Annotated in this window: 8 protein-coding genes; all 8 read right to left on the reverse strand. The window is 70.5% G+C overall.

Annotated features, from left to right (window positions below; all coding sequences use genetic code 11):
* Positions 1–6: 6 nt before the first annotated feature.
* Positions 7–13,050 carry a hypothetical protein gene (locus ACFYZY_RS01890; protein ID WP_388688626.1) on the reverse strand — a complete coding sequence of 4,348 codons (13,044 nt, stop codon included), beginning with the start codon at positions 13,048–13,050 and terminating at the stop codon, positions 7–9.
* Positions 13,051–13,056: 6 nt separating this feature from the next.
* The gene (locus ACFYZY_RS01895; protein WP_388688628.1) at positions 13,057–13,377 is read right to left on the reverse strand and encodes a hypothetical protein; all 321 of its coding nucleotides are present in this window, start codon (positions 13,375–13,377) and stop codon (positions 13,057–13,059) included.
* Positions 13,374–13,871: a YbaB/EbfC family nucleoid-associated protein gene (locus ACFYZY_RS01900; RefSeq protein WP_388688629.1), complete on the reverse strand. Its 498-nt coding sequence runs from the start codon at positions 13,869–13,871 to the stop codon at positions 13,374–13,376. The genes ACFYZY_RS01895 and ACFYZY_RS01900 overlap by 4 nt, the downstream gene beginning before the upstream one ends.
* Positions 13,872–13,929: 58 nt before the next feature.
* Positions 13,930–16,875 carry an AAWKG family protein gene (locus ACFYZY_RS01905; RefSeq protein WP_388688630.1) on the reverse strand — a complete coding sequence of 982 codons (2,946 nt, stop codon included), beginning with the start codon at positions 16,873–16,875 and terminating at the stop codon, positions 13,930–13,932.
* A 54-nt stretch (positions 16,876–16,929) separates the two neighbouring features.
* A complete protein-coding gene (locus tag ACFYZY_RS01910) occupies positions 16,930–17,418 on the reverse strand; it encodes a type VII secretion system-associated protein (protein WP_388688631.1) in 489 nt (162 codons plus the stop codon).
* A gap of 65 nt (positions 17,419–17,483) precedes the next feature.
* Positions 17,484–17,819, reverse strand: a complete 336-nt coding sequence (locus ACFYZY_RS01915) for a WXG100 family type VII secretion target (protein ID WP_388688633.1) — start codon at positions 17,817–17,819, stop codon at positions 17,484–17,486.
* A 53-nt stretch (positions 17,820–17,872) separates the two neighbouring features.
* Positions 17,873–18,232, reverse strand: a complete 360-nt coding sequence (locus tag ACFYZY_RS01920) for a hypothetical protein (RefSeq protein WP_388688635.1) — start codon at positions 18,230–18,232, stop codon at positions 17,873–17,875.
* Positions 18,233–18,428: 196 nt separating this feature from the next.
* Positions 18,429–19,895, reverse strand: a complete 1,467-nt coding sequence (gene eccB / locus ACFYZY_RS01925; RefSeq protein ID WP_388688636.1) for a type VII secretion protein EccB — start codon at positions 19,893–19,895, stop codon at positions 18,429–18,431.
* Between the last annotated feature and the right edge of the window lies 1 nt (position 19,896).

A 19,896-nucleotide genomic window follows, 5' to 3' on the forward strand; every position in this document is an offset into this window, starting at 1 on the left:
GGGCGGTCACGAGGGGCCGCCGGTGAGCTTGTCGAAGGCGCTCTGGGCGAGGGGGGAAATGTCCGACGGGGAACCCGGCTTCTTCCCGGACCCCTGCGGTTCCCCGGGGTTCTCCGGACTTTCCTGCTGGTCCGCCGGCCGTACCGCGCGCCAGCCCACGCCGTCCCGCCAGGTCACCCGGATCGGCGGGAGGCCACTCTCGGGGCCGAAGCCGCGGGTCGTCCCGTCGGGGGCGGTGACCTCCAGGGGACGCCCGAGCACGTCGGCGTAGAGCTCCAGGAGGAAGGCCGCGGACGCGTCGAGGGAGAAGACGGGGGGCCTGCTCGCCGAGGAGGTCCCGTCGCCCGTGTCCGGGAAGCGGTAGTGGTCGAGCGGGTGCTCCATCGGGTGGAGGCGTCCGGTGAAGAGCCGGGCGGTGAGGTCGTTCACGTGCAGGCCCGCTGTCGCCGCATCCGCGAGGAGCCGCCGGGCGCTGTCGGTCGTGCGGTGGTTCTCGTAGAGGGTGGTGAGCATGCTCCGCACCTCGGGGGCGGTCCTGAGGCTCTGGAGGCCGGCGTGCCCCCGCAGGTCCTCCGGGGAGGGCGGGTCCTTCGGGGAAGGCAGGTCCGCCGGCGCGTACGGCTGGCCGTCCGGGAGGAACGCCTCGGTGAGCGCGGCGAAGAAGGAACCGTAGGGGGCCCTCAACCGCCGCTGGAAGGGGGCGGGTTCGGGCGCGGCGCCGGTGGGGGCCACGGTGCCGTCCGACTCCGGGGGCGGGGTCTCCTCGGTGGTTTCGGCGATGAGGTAGGCGGTGGCCACCTCGTGGAAACTGCGCTGGATGTGTCCCTCGTCGGAGGAGTACAGCAGGTTGATCGCGTGGCGCACCTTGCTGGCCGAGTCGTTCGGGAGGCCGATGCCGTTTTCGTCGGTGCGCGTGCGGGAGACCTTCGTCATGAGGTTCTTGCCCGCGAATTCCTCGAGGACCTCCCTCGCCCTGCCGGCGGCCTCGGCGTCCTGCCCCGGGAAGTTCGTCCACGGGTCGTCGGCGGAGAAGTTCAGGCGGAGCGCGTCCCCGCTGTCCTGGAGGTCCGCGAGCTTCTTCTGGTTCTTTCCCCTGTCGCCGTGGGCGGCCTCGTGGAAGAGCTTCAGGTAGGGAACCGGGGAGGTGTGGCTCTGGGCCACCTGGATCTCCTCCCAATGCGTTTCGCTCAGGTCGCCGCCGACCTCCAGGGACTTCACCTTCCAGGACACGGCCATGCCGACGAGCAGGCGGGAGAGGTCGGTCTGGGTGGTGGTCCGGAACGAGGCGTGGAAGGCGGTCCCCCTCGCGGTGGAAAGGGGGGTCTCCGTCACGACGCCGGGGGCCTCCGGGGCGGTGTCGTTCCGGTAGCTCTGCCCGATCTCCCAGGCCGCGAACTTGGCGAGGTTCTCGGCGAGGCCCTCGAACTCCGCGTTGGCGTCGCCGAAACGGACCGGGGGGCGTCCCTCGGCTTCGTTCTCCTCCAGCATGACGGCCAGAGCGTCCACGAAGAGGTTCGGCTCGGGCGAGTAGGGGAGGAGGGGGGACTGGGACACCAGCCTGTCCCGCGCGCGCATGTCGTGTTCGACCTTCTGGACGAACTTTTCCATCAGGGTGTCGAGGTCCCCTTCCGACGGGAAATCACCCAGTTCCAGGGTGGGGTTCTTCTTCCTCAGCCTCTTCTCCACCTCGGCCTTCTCTTCGGGCCACCTCTCCTTCGTCTCATTGATCAGCTTTTGGTAGAGATCGGACTCCCCGGGGCGCGGTGCCCTGTAGCCCCCGGACATCATCAGGGGGCGCAGGGGGGCAGGAAGAGGTTCTGAAAGTTCGAGGAGAGGGTTCTCCTCGAAACCGAGCTCCTTGGAGAAGTGGTCGAAGATGTGCAGGCCGTCGGGGGTGGTGTGCTTGTAGGCGTCGAAGTCCATGAAGGCCACGTACGGGTGGGTTTTCTTTGCGACCAGGGCATCGATCGCCTTGAAGGTGGCCTCGCTCGTCATGGTGAGGTTGCGGGCCCGGCCGTACGGGAACTTGCCGGCTCCCCACCTGTTCAGCTGCATGGCGACCGCGGCGACGGGAATTCCGATCTTCGCCTTTTCGAGCCTTTCGTTGAACTTCGCCTCTTCCTCCTCCTTCGCCTTTTTCGTCTTGAAACCACTTGCGTAACCGAGGTCGTTCACTCCGACAACGATCATGACCCGGTCGCGCATGTCGTCGGAGAGACCCGCCTTGACCCAGTCGACGAATTCTTCGAGAGCGTTCCCCTCCATGAACGTTTTCCTGCCCACGATCGCGTTCACGACGTAGGAGATCTCGTGGTTTCCCTCGTGACTTTCCTTCATCCTCTGGCGGTACTCATCGGACGTCAGGGGTGAAAAAGGTCGTGTGTTCTCCCCGACGAATTCCTCGAAAGCGGCGTTCGTGGAGGACAGCAGGGCCGTCGTGTTCGACGGGGCCCGGCTGCTCTGCCCCTCGAACCCCTCGTCGCGGCCGGGGGCGAGGTCCTCCCGGTCCGCGGGCACGGTGGTGGGGGCGGTGTGGAGGGGGATGACCGCGTTGTCGCTGACGGTCTCGATGGTCCGCAGGTAGTCCTGGGGGAACTCGCGCAGGGTCTCCTCGCGGGGGCGGACCATCAGGCCCTCGGTCCGTACGCCGCTCGCCCCTTCGTCCCGCCGGAAGAGGTGGCGGTTGTCCCTGTCGGCGTCGGTGTCGACGTACTCGTCGGCGAGGCCCAGGTAGTGCAGGAGTTCGTGGGTGATCGTGGCGTCGCTGTCGTTGACGTCCCAGTGGAGCTGGTCGGCGCGGGCCGGCGAGTCCGTGCGGGAGAGGGTGACGGCCTCGCTGTGGTCGGGCGCGTGCACGAACTCGGCGGTGACGTACAGCTGGTCGCCGGAGCCCGGCAGCCGGTAACCGCGGTTGACGTGCTGGTCGAGGGTCTTCTGCATCCGGTCCCGGTGCTGGGCGAGGTCCCCGGTGGTGAGCCCGTCGGCGAGCTTGAAGGGCAGGGTGACGAAGAAGTGCCGCACCGTGCGTCCGTCGGCGAGCTGTTCGCGGCGCACGCTGTTGCGGATGAGGGTCCACGAGCCGTTGAGCCGGCCGGCGGGCCGATTCTCCTGGCCCCTCTTGGGGTCGAAGCGTTCGGTGTGCACCACGGTGTTCTTCGCGCCGCGGAAGGGGGTCAGCTCGCCGGGGCGGACCGGATTCTCCACCAGCCGGCCCTTCTCGCGGGGAGGGGGCTGCTCGGTGGTGGTGTCGGTGGTATCGGTCGTCTGGGTGTCCGGGACCGGGGCCGCCGAGGCCGACAGGTTGGCCGGGGACGCCGAAGCCGACGGGGCCGACACGTTGGCCGGGGCCGACACATTGGTCGAGGCCGACACATTGGTCGAGGCCGACACATTGGTCGAGGCCGACGGAGCCGACACGTTGGCCGGAGCCGTCGAGGCCGACACATTGGCCGGAGCCGACGGAACCTGCACATTGGCCGGAACCGTCGAGCCGGCCGTCGTCGGCGGGGCCTGCCTGGTCACCTCGGCGCCGTCCGGGCCGTACGTCGTCAGGTACGTGCCGTTCCCGTCCTGGAAGACCAGGTGCACGGTCCGCCCGTGGTCGACGGCGAACCGCGCGGCCCGTTCCTCCGCGTTCGTCCGGGCGGCGTCCCGGTCCAGGGCCGCGTCGAGGTTCAGCCACAGCTGGAGCTCCGGCCGCGGGGTGTCCTGGTCCGTGTCCCGGAGCCACGTCTCGACGAGGCCGTCCACCCGGGACGCGTGGGCCACGGGGTCCGTCCCGCCCGCCTCGCGCGTACCGGCGGACAGGTCCCAGACGCCGTTGCCGCGGTCCGCGTCCGGCAGGACCCCGAGGCCGAGGAGCACCTGCTCCGGGACGCGGATGACCGCCGTGCCGGTCACCTGCCGCTCGTCGCCCTTGGTCCCGGTCACGGTGGTGAGCGTGTCCACCACGACCTCGTGGGTCTTCATGCCGCTCTGGGCGTCCTGCCGTCCGGCCGAGCCGATCTTCGTCCAGAGACGGGCGGTCGTCCCGACGCCGCCGCCCTGGCCCCCGGGGATCGTCTGGTGGTGCAGCGTCGGCACCGTCGCGCCGATGCCGAGGCTCATCTCGTTCCGCGGTGGCGCCAGCGGGGTCGTGAACTTGTGCTGTCCGGTGAGGGAGAAGGGGGACGAGTAGGTGCGGGTGGTGGCCGAGGAGGTCGTGGACGTCGTACCGGTGACGCGCGTGTGGTCGCCGGTCACGCCCATGGTCCGGTCGAGCAGGCGGGGGTTGCTCATCCGGAGGTCGAGGTCGACCCGCCCCTTGCCCGGAGAACCGCCGAACGCGGTGGCGGCACCGGTCGGCCCGAGGGTCGAGACGTTCTTGCGGAGCAGATCCGTGAACAGGACCGCGACGGTCTCGTGGGAGGTGGCGCCGGGCCGTTTCGCGTCGATCAGGCCGGGCGCGACCTGGGTGACCGCTTCCTTCAGCTGCTCGATGTTCGTGACGGCGGTGACCGTGACGGCCTCCTGGAGCCGCAGCTTCGGATGGCGCTCCAGGCGCTCCCGGACCTCCGGGGGAAGGGTCTCCGGGGTGTGGACCTCCGGGGGGAGGTCCTGGACCGTGTCCGGGGTGGCGGGGCCGAGGCCCTGGTCGCCGCCGAGGCGCAGGGTGACCCTGGCCTCGACCGGGGGGGAGGAATACGTGACGGGCCTGCCCGTCACGTACGCGGGGACGTCGAGGGCGGCGGTGAACCGGTAGCGGAGGTCGAACTCGGTGCCGCCGTTCGTGCGTCCCCAGGCGCGGTTCTCGGCGACCGTCGCGTTGGCCACGGTCGTGGCCTGGGAGACCCCGAGTCCCGGTGTCGTCGACGCCTTCATGGGGACGCCCCCGAGCGGGAAGGAGACGCTCCCGGACACCCCGGCCGACCACTTCGTGGTGCGCGCGGTGCTCGTGCCGGTGTCGAGCGGACGGTGCTGCGAGTAGTACTCCAGCTCCGCGCCGGACGGCGCGGAACGGCCGCGCAGGGCGGCCAGTTCCCGCTCGCTCATGGCCAACTCGGTGGTGACGGTCAGGGACAGCGTGGTGGTCCCGAACACGCTCTTGTACGGGAAGGTGAGCGGGGGAAGCGAGGACGGGGTGCCGTCCGGGTTCTTTCCCCGGCCGACGAGTTCGGCGAGGGCGGCGGCCGACGTGTACTCGGCGATCATGGTCCGCAGGCCGGGGACGTACCGGTGGTCGCCGGGGACGAGGGCGCCGGGGGCGCGCTCGTTCACCAGGGCGGTCAGGTGATCGCGCAGCAGGTGGTACGGGGGCTCCTCCCGGCCGTTCGCCGGGGCGTGCGTGTTCCCCTCGTCCTGGGACGCGGTCGCCCGCGCGTCCTGCGGTACGTCCTGCGGTACGTGCTGCTGCGACGGGTCGTGGCCGAGCGGGACCACCGAGAGGACGGCGTCCGTACCGAGCGCTCCGTACCGGAGGAAGCGGACGGGCAGGGGGATGCCCGTCCCGGGCGGGACGGCCTGCTCGTCGGCGGGGAGGAAGTCCCTCAGCACCCCGCCGTCGCGCTGTATCTGCTCCTTGGAGGCGACGAACTCGATCCCTCCGGGGACGAGGACCGGAGGGGCCTGCGTGGTCGAGACCCCGTGGGAGACGTTGAGCGTGCTCGTCCCCCGGAGGACGGTCACCTGGTACTCCACGTCCGCACGGATCCGCCGCTGGGTGCTGTTCTCGGCCGCGACGCGTACGACCTGGAGGGAGGAGGACTCCGTGGTCGTGCGGGCCGTTCCCCGGCCGTAGGCGCCCTTCGCCGACAGGGTGCCGGTGACGGGGTTGGAGGGCGCCGGCGTGTCGGCGTCCGGCCGGACGACCCCGAACTTGCCGCCGACCTCTCCGCTCGCCTCCCAGGCGAGACGCGTCCGGCTCGTCTGCTTGGTGCCGCCCTGGCCGATCGAGAGGTCCGTCTCGCCGAACTGGCTGACGGGCCCCAGGTCGACCGGGTTCTTGAGCACCATGCGTATTTCGACGGCCACCTCTTCGTCCCCGAGGAGACCGGGGGCGAAGAGGCCGTCGATCACGTACACGCCCTTGCTCATCTGGTGGGACCTGGCGAGCAGCGCGGACGGGCTGACCTGGTGGTTCAGGGAGCTCTCGTAGCCGGATACGGGGCGGGGCGGGGAGGTGTCCCCGGAGGCCGGGGCGGTGACGGGGGCGGTGGAGGACAGGCCCAGCACCCGCTTCGCGGCCTCGGCGAACTCCGCGAGCCGCCGGAGCGCCGAGGAGGGGGCGGGCCGGTTCACGTCCCCGGTGTGCAGCGGCAGCCCCGCGCCCTGCTGGTGCGCGGGAGGCAGCCGGGTGCCGGTGCCCAGATGGGTGGGATCGTCGGTGGGCCGGTGGCGCAGGGCCTCCGCCAGGGCCTGCTGGAGGGCGTCGCTGCCGAGGAGCACGTCGACCTGGGAGCCGTCCGGCAGCACCACCGTCTCGTCCCGGTGTTCGGGGCGGAGGGTCCCGTCCGACACGTACCGGCTCGGCGGCACGGCGAGGTCGAGGACCACGGAGGCGGGATCGTCGTCGGTCGTGGACATGGGCACGGTCGTGGAGAGCGGCCCGGGGGCGGGCGTGAGCGAGGACGAGGCCGTGGGCACGGGGACCGGGGCGGGCACGAAGAGGGGGGAGGGAGCGGACCCGGGCAGGGAGAGGGGAGTTCCGTTCTCCAGGATCTCCATCCGCAGGCGGGCGGGGAACCGGAAGACCTCCACGCGGGCTTCGCTCGCTTCGGAGGTGACGGGCCGGACGGACTGGGAGTGACCGAACGAGGTGGTGGGAGCGCTGGACCAGACCGTCTGGGGACCCGCCTTGAGACCGGCGGCGAGGTTGGGTATGACGCCCTGCTGGGACATGTCGCCGCCGAGGCCGAAGTTCCAGGACAGCGTGCTCGACTGCTGGTTGTTGCTGGTGTCCGTCAGGCCGCCCGAGTTCGAGACGAACACGTTCGCGAGGGTGGTCCGGTGGACGACGGGGGCGGTCTCGTCACGTTCCAGGCGCAGGACGACCTCGACCTGGCGGACCCGGCCGTCGGGGCTGACCGTGGTGAAGGGCAGCCGCAGCCCGCCGTCCGTCAGCTCGTCGACGGAGGCCAGCAGGGCCGCCTCACCGGTGAGCAGGTCGAAGCTGCGGAGATTGTCCAGCCGGTTCCGGGTGTTCTCCGCCGTGGTGAGCCCCGGTTTGGGCAGGAAACCGTTCTCCTGCAGCCAGCCGCGCGCCTGGTCCAGTGCCGTCGTCAGGCCCGTGCCGCTCAGGTGCAGCGGGGTGACGGTGAGGCCCACGCCCCGGAGGCCGGCGAGGTTCTCCGGCAGGGCGGCGACGGGATCGTCGGGGTAGGAACTCCGCGGCGGGGGCGGCGGAGTGCTCGCGGAGGAACCCGACGCGACCGCCGTGGACGAGGAGTCCGGCGACGGGGGGCGGACGGGAGCGGGAGGCGGGGCCTGACCGAGGGCCCGCATCCGGGCCTCCACCGTGACGGGACCGGGTGCCTCGGTCACGGTGCCCTCGGAGGAGATGAACTCCACGCGGTAGGAGACCAGGGCCGGGAACAGGACGTTGGCCGCGGACGCCCGCATGTTGCGGTTGGTGCTGTGCGTCGTCCCCGTACCGAGGGAGTTGTCCTTCTGCCAGCCGAGGTTCGCCTTGCCGAGGATCTGACCGCCGAGCCCGAAGTCGCGGAACGCCTTGTTCACCGGAGAGGCGTCCTGGTGCAGGCCGACGCCGCCGAAGCCCTCGACGCTGAAGCCGGAGGTGATCTTGCGCAGGGTGTCCTGCTTGACCTGGCGCTCCACGTACCGCTCGAAGCTGTAGCGGTCGGGCACCCACACCCCCGGCTCACGGCGGGAGTTCGGGGTGTCGGGCTGGTGCGTGACGTCGGCGACGATCCGGAACATGCCGACAGCGGCGCCGCTCTCGTCCACCAGGACCGGGGAGAGGGTGCCGACGGTCCTGGTGTCGTCGGTGCCCTTCCGGCGCTGGAGGGGCAGGGCGCCGAGCTGGTGCTCGATCCCGAAGAACTGCTCGACCTCCCGCAGCGAATCCGGGGAGAGGTCCGCCAGCTGGGAGGCGAACTGCGTCTTCGCCGTACGCAGCAGCCGGCCCGGATCGGAGAGCGAGTCCAGCGCCCAGACCGGAGTGGCGTCGAGGTGCCTGCTCAGCGCCTCATCGCTGTCCCAGAAGACCGTGATCTCCTCGGCGGCGTCCCGGTCCGTCTTGAGGTGCTCGGGGAACCAGGCCGTGATCGTGAACGGGGACAGGTCCGCAGGCCGGGTCCACGTGGTGTCGTGCGGCCCCTTCAGCTGCACGGTGGCGTTGTAGTCGTACGGATGCGCCGGCTCGGAACTCCGGTGCAGGCTCGTGCTGTTTACGCTCACCGTCCGGGTGCTGCTCGTCGCCAGCTGCCAGTGGGTGAAGCTCAGGGAACCCCCGACGGGGTAACCGGTGACGAAGGACGACGGCTCGCTGGTCGGGATCGTGAGCGAGAGGGTCGGGATCGAGAACCCCCGGTAGAGGGTCGTACCGTTCTGCCGGCTCTGGGAGGAGGCCGCCGTCTGGCGTTGCTCGTTGTTGTGGGTCGGCAGGGCGCCGGTGACGCCGGCCAGCACGGACGGGCGGGGGCCGGAGAGGTTCACCTTCAGGTGGAACGACAGTTCGGTGCCGTCGTCGTCCACCGTCATCCGGTGACCGTCCCGGCTCATCAGCATGTGCCGGTTGTCGATGAGCGTCTGCGAGGTGATCAGCGCCTGCAGCTGCTCCTGCATCGCGGCCCGGCGCTCCGGCGGCACGCCGAGGGAGTCCAGGACGCTGTCCCGGAGGGACGAGATCACGTCGTCCGCGATCGGGGAGATCTGCACACCGCCGACTCCCGGGTGACCGTCCTGGCCGAAGGCGAGGATGTGGCGGGAGGGGGGCGGGGTGGTCTGGGGGGCCTGGGTGACCTGGGGGGCCTGGTTCTCCTGGTTCTCCTGGCCTTCCTGGTTCTCCTGGCCTTCCTGGTTCTCCTGGCCTTCCTGGTTCTCCTGGCCTTCCTGGCTCTCCTGGCCTTCCTGGTTCTCCTGGCCTTCCTGGCTTTCCTGGCTTTCCTGGCTCTCCTGGCTCTCCTGGTCGGCCAGGTTGTCTTGGGTGGTCTGCTCGGTCTGCTCGGCCTGTTCGGCCTGTTCGGTCTGCTCGGTCTGCTCGGCCTGTTCGGCCTGTTCGGTCTGCTCGGTCTGCTCGGTCTGCTCGGTCTGCTCGGTCTGCTCGGTCTGCTCGACCTGTTCGGTCTGCTCGGTCTGCTCGGTCTGCTCGACCTGCTCGGCCTGCTCGGCCTGCTCGGCCTGCTCGACTTGAAGGGCTTGGTCGTTCTGGGCGGACTGGTCGGTCACCGGGACGTCGGTCGCCTGGAGTTCGGTCGTCTGTGCCTGGTGCTCTTCGGTCGTCTGCGCCTGAGGCTCTTCGTCCGTCCGGACCTGGGTTTCCAGGGGCGCGGGCTCCTCCCGGAGGTGTTCCCGAAGGTCCGTGGACTTGGTGGCCGGGAGGGGCGGGAGGGGAATGTCGGCCTGATCGTCCCGCTTCGGCTCCTCGGTCTCCGAGGTCTCGACCGAAAGGGTTTCGGGAACCGGTGATCCGACCGTCTGGAGCACGGGCACAGGAGATCCGGGCATCTGGGTCTCGACCGCGGAGACCTCGGCCTCCTGGTTCTCGTTCGTCTCGGCCCGGGAGCCCTTGGTTTCGGCCGCCAGGGGTTCGGGTGTCTGGCTTCTGGGCGCCGGGGTCACGACCACCGGGCTCTGGAGGCCCTGGGTTTCGGCCTCCTGGGTGTCGTCTTCCCGGTTCTCGGTCTCCTGGATGCCAGTCGTACGGGTGTCGGTCTCTTGGACCTCGGCCTCCTGGGACTTGGTCTCTTGGACCTCAGCCTCCTGGACCTCGCCCTCCTGAGGCTCCGTCTCCTGAACCTCGACCTCCTGAGACTCGACCTCCTGAGGCTCCGTCTCCTGAACCTCGACCTCCTGAGACTCGACCTCCTGAGGCTCCGTCTCCTGAACCTCGACCTCCTGAGACTCGACCTCCTGGGCCTCGGTTTCGAGGGTTTCGGAGTCCTGGTGACCGGCTTCCGAGGAATCGGTCGTCCGGGGCGCGGTCGACGGGGCGCTGACCGTCTGCTCCCCGGTCTCCGAGGTCTCGACCGTCAGGGTTTCGGGAACCGGTGATCCGACCGTCTGGAGCACGGGCACAGGGGAGCCGGGCGTCTGCTCTCCCCCTGTCGGGCTCGCGGCCGTTCGGGACGTGGGCCTCTCCTGGAGATCCGTGGATTCGGTGGCCGAGGGGGGCGGGAGGGGGATGTCGGCCGGGTTGTTCCGCTTCGGCTCTTCGTCCGTCCGGGAGTCCTGGGTGTCGTTCGTCAGGGGTTCGGGCGTCTGGTTCCCCGGCGCCTGGTTCCCGGTCGTCCGAAGCCCGCCGGTGGAAGGTCCGGGCAGCGGAGGCGCGGGAACCGGGGGAACGGGAATCGGGGGCACGACCACCTGGGGCGCGGGCTCCTCTTCCCGAAGGTCCTCCTGGAGGGCCTCCTGAAGGTCCCCCTGGAGGTCCGAGGACTCGGTCGACAAAGAGGGAACGGCAACCGGGGCGTTCGACTGGACGGTGGCGGGGGCGGTGGCCTCCGGGGAGGACTCCGTGACCGTCTGCGCGTTGTTCCCCTCCGGGCGGGACGACAGGGAGACCATCTCCATCTCGTCGACCGGACTCGTCTGCGACGTCGGGAACACCGGCTCGTCGTACGAGGGGGACAGGGTGCCTTCGACCAGGAACTCGGTCGTGGACGACGAGGTGGTCGGGACCTGGGCCGTGGACGGCTTCGCCTCGGTCTCCCCCGCCGCCGCCTCCTTCTCTTCCGTCTCCGCCGTGTTCTCGCGGGTCTCCGTGGACGTGGTGGTCTCGGTGGACGTGGTGGTGGTCTCGGTGGAGAGGCCCGACGGCTGTACGGGGGCGCTGGAGGCGCTCTCGCCGTTCGTACCGTTCGTGCCCTTGGCGTCCGTCTTGGTCGGGGGCGTCTCCGAACGCTGCCCGGAGGAAGCCTGGTTCTGGTTCCCGGACGTGCTCTGGGTGTTCTGGGTGGTGGACGGCGCGGTGTTCTGCGGACCGGTCGCGGCCGACGAGGTCGACGGGGCCGAGGGCGCCGTCGAGGTCGTGGCGACCGGAGCGGCCCCGGGCCGGTGCTGCTCCTCGTCCCGAGCGGTCTCGTCACCGACATCGAGGTACTGGAGGTCGGACTCGTCATCGTCGTCGGTGACCGCGAGGTCCTGGAGATCCTGGAGGTCCCCGGAGGAGACCGTCTCCGGCTTCGCGTCGGCCGACGCGTCCGACACGTCCGACGCGTCCGGCACGGGGCCCGGCGCGCCGCCGGGAGTACCGAAGTCCGGGGCCTTCATGCCGAGGGAGTCCCGCATCCCGAGGCCCAGCTTCTCGCCGCCGGTCTCCAGGAGGTGGCCCAGCCGGCCCTCGACGATGCCGGAGCCGAAGGTCAGGCCGGAGGTCTTGAAGCTGTGCTCGTCCGAGAAGAGCAGGTTGTACGTGCCCTCCGAGACGGACGCGTGGACGCCCTCGAAGAGACCCGTCACGCCGTGCTCGCGGATCGACTTGATGATGCTGGAGCCCATCGCGTCGGCGGTGCCGTTCGTCAGGACGTCCCGCATGTTCTTGTCGAGAACGGTGTCGTCGAGGGGCTTCAGGACGTTCTTCAACGCGTCGGGCAGGTCCGGCCGGCCGGTCTTCGAGAGCAGGGTCTCGGCCCACTTCTCGCCCACCTCGCGGGTCCCCTTGCCGAGGTGGTTCTCGAAGGTGTCGCCCATCCCCTTGATGAAGTCGCGTGCGGACTTCTCCGGGTTCGGGCCCGCCACTCCGGGGAGGTTCTTGCGGAAGTTGTCGGTGACGTCCTGGCCGAAGGACGGCTTCGGCGGCGGCGTGGGGCCGACATCGCCCTTGCCCTTCGGAGGAGGGGTGGGACCGACGTCGTCGCCCACCTTGTCCTTCGGCGGCGGTGTAGGACCGACGTCGTCCCCCTTGCTCTTCGAAGGAGGAGTGGGGCCCGCGCCGTCGCCCGTGCCCTTGGGCGGCGGGGTGGGTCCGGCGCCGTCGCCCGTGCCCTTCGGCGGGGGCGGGGGGCCGACGTCGTCGCCCTTGCCCTTGGCCGGCGGAGGAACGACGTCGTCGCCCACCTTGTCCTTCGGCGGCGGGGTGGGGCCGAGGTCCCCGGCGGTCTTCTTCGGCGGGGGCGGCAGGTCGCCGCCGAGCTTGTTCTTCGGCGGCGGTACGTCGTCCAGCTTCTTGCCGATCAGCCCGCCCGCGTCGTCGCCGAACAGCTTCGCGAGGCCCTTGTTGAAGAGCTTGCCCAGTGCCTGGAAGGGGCCCGCCAGCAGGCCCTGGACGGCACCGGAGAGCGCCGCCGCCTTGGTGAGGTCGTGGTCCCACTCGTCACGGGTGCCCTGGTTGAGCTGGATCCACTGGGAGAGGCCGTCCATGACGACGCCCATGCCGACGTTGATGATCTCGTGCATGAGCAGGGCGACCAGCAGCCGGCCGAGACGGGTGCGGATGATCAGCCGGACGATCGCCTGCTTCTGGAGGTACGCGGCGATGGAGGCGCCGAAGAAGAAGGAGAGCGCCGCCGCCACGGCTGCCTCGACCAGCAGCTCCACCAGCTGGGCGATGATCATGTACTTGGTGTACTGGAGCTGGGTGGCGCTCTTGCGGGTGAACTTGGCGATCAGATCCGCCTGGTCCGTGACCGCGTTGAAGTAGTCGAGCCCCTTCTGGCCGCCGAGGAACGACTTCATCGCCTCCTGGTACATCTCGGCGGCGGTGCCCTCGAAGTTCTTCCGCGTGTAGCCGAGGGCCTCGGCGACCAGCCGCTGGATGTCCCCGTTGAGCTTCCCGTGCAGCCCCTTGTGCGCCTCGGCGAGGGCGAACAGCTTGTCCTCGTCGCCGTCCGGCGGGATCTCGCCGGTCAGGGCCGCGAACAGCCAGGCGCACTCGGGCGGGAAATGCAGGGACATGGCGGGTCAGCGCTTCTTCGTGTGGGTGTCGATGTTCCCGGTGATGCCGTCCTGGGTCCTCTTGAAGCGGTCGGAGGTGTCGGTGAGGCTCTGCCCGCTGGCCTTGAGCGCCTCGACCAGGGCTTCGCTCCCCTCCACGACGAAGCCGAGCCCCTGGTAGTACTTCTTGGCGAAGGCCTCGCCGAACTCGCCCGTGCCCCAGCAGCCCCGGTAGCTGGTGATCTTGTCCATGTACTCGTCGCGGGCGACCTTCAGCTCCTCGCCCACGTTCTTGACGGCTTCGCCGCCCTTGTCGAGACCGCCGCTGTTGACGTTCAGTTCGCTCATCGCGCCGTCTCCTCCCCCGCGGCCCCGGTGTTCTCCTCGTCGTCCACCAGCTCGTCGAGCAGGGCGCCGCCGGAGGTGGCGGTGGACCGCGAGGAGGGCACCACCAGCTCGGGGTCGAGCCGCAGCGGGGCGAGCAGCTCGTCCCACTCGACGGGCGCGAAGCCGCCCTCGGCGTCCGGGTTCAGCCCGGGGACGGGGCCGAAGGGGCGGTACACGTCGAGGAGCCGGGAGGCGGCCTGGGAACGGGCGGAGGCGATGGTGCCCATCAGCACGTTCGCCAGTTCGGCGGGGGCCATCGTGCGGTAGCGGGAGGTGGGGAAGCGCAGGCCGGTCAGCTCGCCCTGCGCTCCCACGGTCGCCTCCACGGTGCGGTCCTTGGACGTGACCGTCACGGAGATCCGGGCCGCCTCGGCCGCGGCCTCGTCCAGGCGGGCCCGGGTCTCCTCGAACTCCGCCAGGGCCTCCGCGAGCCGTTCTTCCAGGGGGTTGCTCATCGTCCCGTACCTCTTCTTCCTCGTTCGTACGCCGCCGGGGTGCGCCCCGCGGGGCTGTTCACCGGCCGATCACTCCCGCGACCCCGCCCTCGTCGGTGCCCCAGACGTCCTCGTCCTCGCTGATCCAGGTGGAGCGTTCGCGCTCGTCGCTCTGGGTGCCCTGGCCGCCCGCGCCTCCCATGCCGCCGCCCATGGGGGGCATCATCGGCATGCCGCCGGACGTGGTCGCCGGGCGGCGCATCGCGACGGCCTCCTCGGCGGCGATCTGGGCGGCGCGGGCGCGGCCGGCCGTCACCTCGCCGGCGGTCGTGGTCCGGAGGCGTTCGGCGGTGGCGGCGGAGAGGCCGGAGGGGGAGGTGGGGAAGCCGACGCCCGGGCCCAGGGGGTTGGCGGACAGCAGCGGGATCCGCCCGGAATCGCCGTATCCGCTGCTGGGCGGAGGGACGGAGATCTTCTTCTTCCCGTCGAGGAAGTCGTAGTAGTCCGGGGTCTCCGTGAAGCGGCCGGTGCCGGAGGACGTGCGGAAACCGCCCGACCCGCCGGTCACGGAGACCGTGCGTCCGTCGGCGTCCGTGGTGACCGTCCGCCCGTCCGGATAGGTGATCTTGTGGCCGCCGTTCTTCAGCGCGTGGTCGACGGTGCCGTCCGGGTAGCGGGTGGTGGTGGAGCCGTCCGGGTTGTGCTTGGTCTCCGCGCCCGCGTTCCCGCCGAGCGGGTTCAGGTGCTCGGTCTTCTTCTGCCCGCCGGACTCCGTGGTGGTGTACGTGCCGTCGGGGGCGAGCCGGGTGGAGGAGCCGTCCTTGTAGGTGGTGATGACGGTGCCGTCCTTGTCCACCGTGGCCACGGAACCGTCGGCGTACTCGATCGTCGAGGTGTTCTTGCCCAGGTGGGAGATGGTCTTGGTGCCGTCGGGGTCGATCGTGGTGATCGTCCCGTTGGGGCTCACCGTCGTCCTGGTCCCGTTGGCGTGGACCGTCGTCGTGGAGCCGTCCTTGCCGAAGGTCGTGGTCGAGCGGTCGGGGTTCTGGATGCTCTGCCCCGGCTCCGGGCGGGTGACCTTCTTGTTCCCCTCGGGGTCGGTCGTGGTGAGGGTGCCGTCGGTGGCGCGGTTCTGGACCGTGCCGTCCTTGTACTGCGTGACGCTGCTGCCGTCCGGGCGGAACGTGGTCTTCGTGCCGTCCGGGTAGGTGATCGTCTGGCTGCCGTCCTTGCGCAGCACCGTGGTGGAGCCGTCCGGGTTGACCGTGGTGGTCGTGCCGTCGCGGGTGACGGTGGTGGTGGTCCCGTCCTTGTGGGTGGTGGTGCGGGAGCCGTCCTGGTTGTACGAGGTGGTGGAGCCGTCCGGGCCCTTGACGGTCCGCAGCGCGACGGGGTTGCCCGTGCCGGGGCCGGGGCCGGTCGGGTTCGGCTGGAGCAGGGGCGGCAGCGTGCCGGCGGGGGTGGTCTCCTTGCGCCCGTCGGGGTAGGTCGTGGTGTACGAGCCGTCGGGGTTGCGGACGATGGTGGAGCCGTCCGGGGTGCGCACGGTGTTGCCGGTGCCGAAGCCGTCCTTGCCGCCGGTGAGGTTGTTGGGGTCCAGGAGGGGCGGGGGCTTGACGCCGGTGTCGAGGCCCGGGGGCTTCTGCCCGCCCTTCTCGTCCTTGCCGTTCCCGCCCAGGTCCTTGTTGCCGCCGAGGCCACCGCCGAGGCCGTTGGGGCCCAGGGGCGGCGGTCCGCCTCCGTTGGGGCCGTCCTTGCCGGCGTTCTTGTCCAGCTCGTTCTTCTTGTCCTCGAGCTCCTTCTGCTTGTCCTCCAGCTCCTTCTGCTTCTGTTTCGTCGCCTCTTCGACGAACTTGGACTTCAGGTCCGTGAAGCCGGGGTTGAAGGTGAAGGTGGTCGCCTGCACGCTCCGGAGGGCGTCGTTGACGGCCCGCGCCTGGGTGGTGGCGGCCACGTCCAGCGTCGCCTCGACGTTGGCGAGCCACGCCTTGTACGCCTGCCGGGCGACGTTGCGCCACGCCTCCTGCTGGGTGAGGTCGCCGTACAGGGGGTGGTAGATGCTGAATCCCGGCAGGAGCGAGTACGTTCCGTACTGGTTCGAGTCGTGATGCACCTTGCCGATGTTGTTCTCATTGAGGTACTGGACGGCCTTGTCCACCTCGACGTTGAGGTAGTAGGTGGGGATGTACGTCCTCTCCGTCGCACCGGCCGGAGCGCCCGCCGGAGCGGCGTTCAGCCAGTTGGTCCAGGCGGTCGCGAAGGCTGAGGCCGCCTTGTGGATGTCCACCGCGCACCGGAGGATCTCCTGCCCGACGGTGGAGGTCGCCTTGTACTGGGTCGTGTCGAACGGGAGGGGGTCCGGCGGGGTGCCGAACGGGGTGAGCCTCTCCTGGAGGTCCTTGTAGCCGTGGCGCACGCCGGTGACGAGCGTGCGGAACACGTCGGCGGCCGAGCCCTGCCAGGCGGCGTCCTCACCCCCGAGGTCCTTCACCCACTTGTCCAGCTCCGTGCCGTAGTCGGTGAAGAACGTCAGCGTCTCGTCGAACGCCTTCGCCGAGGGGAGCAGGGAGCCCAGGTCGACCGCGTCCTCCTTGGTGATCTGGGGGATGCCGGTGCACGAGTGCGTGAAGTTCTTCGTGTTGCCCTGGCTCACGAGGTGTTTCAGGGCCTGTTCGTAACCGTGGTCGAAGGCTCCGGCGTACCCGTTGTCGCTGAAGTCGTTCCCGTTCTCGTTCCACGGGACGGACAGGGTGACCTTGAAATACCCGTTGACGAGGTTGGTTTTGTGGTCCCAGTCGTAGAACTTGACCACCCTCTCCAGCGGACTGGGCACCGGGTTGCTGAGGGACGGATAAGCGCCCTCCCTCTCGATCTTCGCCCGCAGCCACCCGCCCCCGTCGGCCGACCCCTGGTCGGCCGTGCTGCCGATCCCGGCGACCTTCTCCCGCGTCGGCCCGAGGAAGCCGGTCAGCTGGGTCGCGAGGACTTCGGCCCGCGTCGTCTTGTCTCCGGCCGGGTCGGGCATGGCGGCGGTTCCTTCAGGGATGCGGGGAGGACGGGTGGCGGAGCGGGGCGGAGGTCACTTGGGAGGGGTGACGCCGCCCGTGGGAGCGGCGGGGTTCAGGATCGACGGCCACTCGTCGATGGCCTTCTGGCCCTCGATGTCCTCGAGGCTGGTCTCCTTGGCCGCCTTCATGTCCGTGATGGTGAACTCCAGTTCCCTCTTGATGTTCTCGAAGAGGATCTTCTGGTTCACCAGGACGTTGCCGAGGCTCTGGGCCGTCGTCTTCAGGTTGGCGATCAGGGTCTTGCCCATGAGTTCCTTGCTGGACTCCGCCTTCATCTCGGTGAGGAGCTTGCCCAGCGCAGGGCCGCCGGAGGCGATGTCCGCCGTCGGGGTGTCGATGATCAGGGCGAGCAGGTACAGCGACAGGTGCCCGGTCTTGGACTCGGTGGCCCCCAGCTCGGCCAGCCTCTTGGTGAACATCGGGATGCCCTGCCCCTCGACCCTGAGGAACCGCTCCAGGGCCTCGACGTCGAGGTGGGACAGATCGGTTTTCTCGGCCATGCGCTCTCTCCCTCGGGCTGCGGGGCGGGGGCACCGCGGTGGTCGTACGGCGGGACGGCGGCGGGTCAGGCGCCGGGGATGCGGACGCTCGACCAGTTGTTGGTGCTGGTGTTCTCGTGCTTCTTGTAGGTGTCGCTGATCTGCCTCAGGAGGGAGCTGTTGTTCTGCAGGACCAGGCTGAGCCGGTCGATGGCGGCGTTCCACTCCCCCTGCTTCTCGGTGTAGACGCCGGCGTCCGTGCCCTGCCAGGCGGCCCGCAGGCCGGCCAGTTCCTCGTTGAGCGCCTTGACGGTCTTCTTGATGGCCTCGGTCTGCATCCGCATGTCCTCGGCGGCGTTGTCGACGTGCTTGTACTGGACGTGGATGACGCCGTCGGTCTTGTTGTCGTAGAAGTTGGACATCGGGGACTCCTCGGCGGGGTGACGGGTGGGGAGGGCGGGGGCGGGGGCGGGGATCAGCCGCCGAGGCGGGCCTCGGCGCCCTGGGAGCGCGAGGTGCGCTTGGCCGCCTCGATGAACTCGTTGATCTCGGACTGCGTGCGCGTCTGCGCCATGCCTGTCTCGGTGAGCTTCTGCATCAGGTCGCCCATGCTCCGGGTGATCACCTCGACCTCGTCGGTCCAGCTCCTGAGCAGCTCCCGGAAGGCCGTGCCGTCGCTGCCGCCGTAGGTGTTGATCAGGCCGTTCATGACCGTCTCGACGTCGGCCCGCGACCTTCCCACACCGTCCTTGGCCTGCCAGAGGGCGTTGTAGGCGCGCTGGTTCTCGCTCTGACTCGAAGTCTGGGTGTTGCCGACGGGCGGCGGAGTCGTCATGGGAGGAGTCCTTGTCTGACGCACGGACGGGGCTGACGAGGGGGAAGAGTCGAACGCTCGTCTGGAGGTTCCCGATGCTAAGGAGAACAGGGCGACGCGGGCAACGACTTGAGGGGTCTTCTGAGCTTCTTCTGATGTTCCTTACGGGTACGGGTCCGGGGTCCTGCCGGCAGGACCCCGGACGGACCCCGGACTTTCACCCGCAGTTCGCCCCGGAGAGGGACAACTCCCCCGTGCCGTCCGGCGGTACGAGCCCCTTCGCCGACGCGACGTCCAGGCGCGGGCCCGTCGGCAGCATGTCCAGGAGCCGGGACGGCACGGCCTGGGCGTGCCCGCCCTTCAGGCCGAGCCGGTCCACCGCGGTGGCTTCCGCCAGCCGGTACTTCACGCCGACATCGGTGACCAGGTACGTCGTGGTGCCGCGCACCCCGCCGCCGGCGCCGAGCGCCTGCACGAGGGCACCGCCGCCGGGCCGTACCGCGATGCCCTCCACCGGCAGGCAGGCCGGGGCGATCCCGGGCCCGGACGCCGGAACCGGCGCGGTGCCGGCCTCCGCCACCAGGGCGAGCCGGACCCGGGGCGCCAGCCCCTCCGGCTGGATCTGGGCGCAGGGGGCCGTGCCGGCGGCGGGCCGCACGGCCGGGGGCGTGCCGGGCCAGCCGGCGGGACCGGCGGGATCCCCGCCCGCCGCCTGCCGCCGCGTCAGCTCGCCGGCGGTCAGCGGAAGGGCCGCCGGGACGGCGCCCCGGTAGGACTCGCGGGCGGTGCGCTCGTCGCCCAGGACGAGGGCCGCGGCCAGCGGGGTGAGCGGCCGGAGGCCGGCCTTCTCCAGGAGGAAGTACTGCCGGTCGGTGCCCGGCGAGGACAGGGCGAAGACCTGGCCCACCCGGGCCGGGGCCCCACCGACCGTCCCCGACTCCGTCCCCCTGCCGTCGATCTCGGGCGCCACCAGGTCCGCGCCCGCGGGCAGGCTGTCCAGGAGGGCGGCCGTGACGGGAGTGACGGGGGCGCCGGACCAGCCCAGGGCCTGGAGCGCGCCGTGTCCGCCGATCCGCAGCCGGTGGTCGGACCACAGCAGGTACGTGTGTCCGTCGGGGCCGGAGGCGAGGACGCCCTCCCCCTTCCCGGGGAACACGCCGCCGGCCTCGAAGCCGATCCGCAGCGAGGTGCGGGCGGCGGGCCGGACGGTGCCGGCCGGGGCCGGGACGGCGCAGACCTGCCAGGCGCCCTTCTCCAGGTCGCCGGGGGCGGGCAGCGCGTCCGGGGCGCCGGGGATGCCGACCGGGGTGCCGTGGGCCTCGCCGCGCAGGGAGGCCGAGGAGACGGTGACGGTCCGCGGGTCGCCGGAGGAGAGCAGCCGGGCCGAGGCGTAGTTGAGCACGGGCCGCAGGCGTCCGTCGAGGTACAGGTAGCGGGTCCCGGTCTCCTTCTGCACGATCAGGGCGTTCTCGGTCCGCCAGGACTTGGTGCCGGCCGGGGAGATCATCCCGAACAGCAGGAAGCCGAGGACGAGGACCACTCCCAGGCCGATGCCCCAGGCGAGGCCCCGGTTGGTGCGGCCCACGGGGCTCTCCGGCGCGTCCGGGTCCTGTCGCAGCATGCCGCTGACGAGCCGCCCCATGACGAACATGTGGGCCTGGACCTGGTCTTTTCTGGACTGCATG

It is taken from the genome of Streptomyces sp. NPDC001744, from assembly GCF_042892575.1.
In the GTDB taxonomy this organism is placed as follows: Bacteria; Actinomycetota; Actinomycetes; order Streptomycetales; family Streptomycetaceae; genus Streptomyces.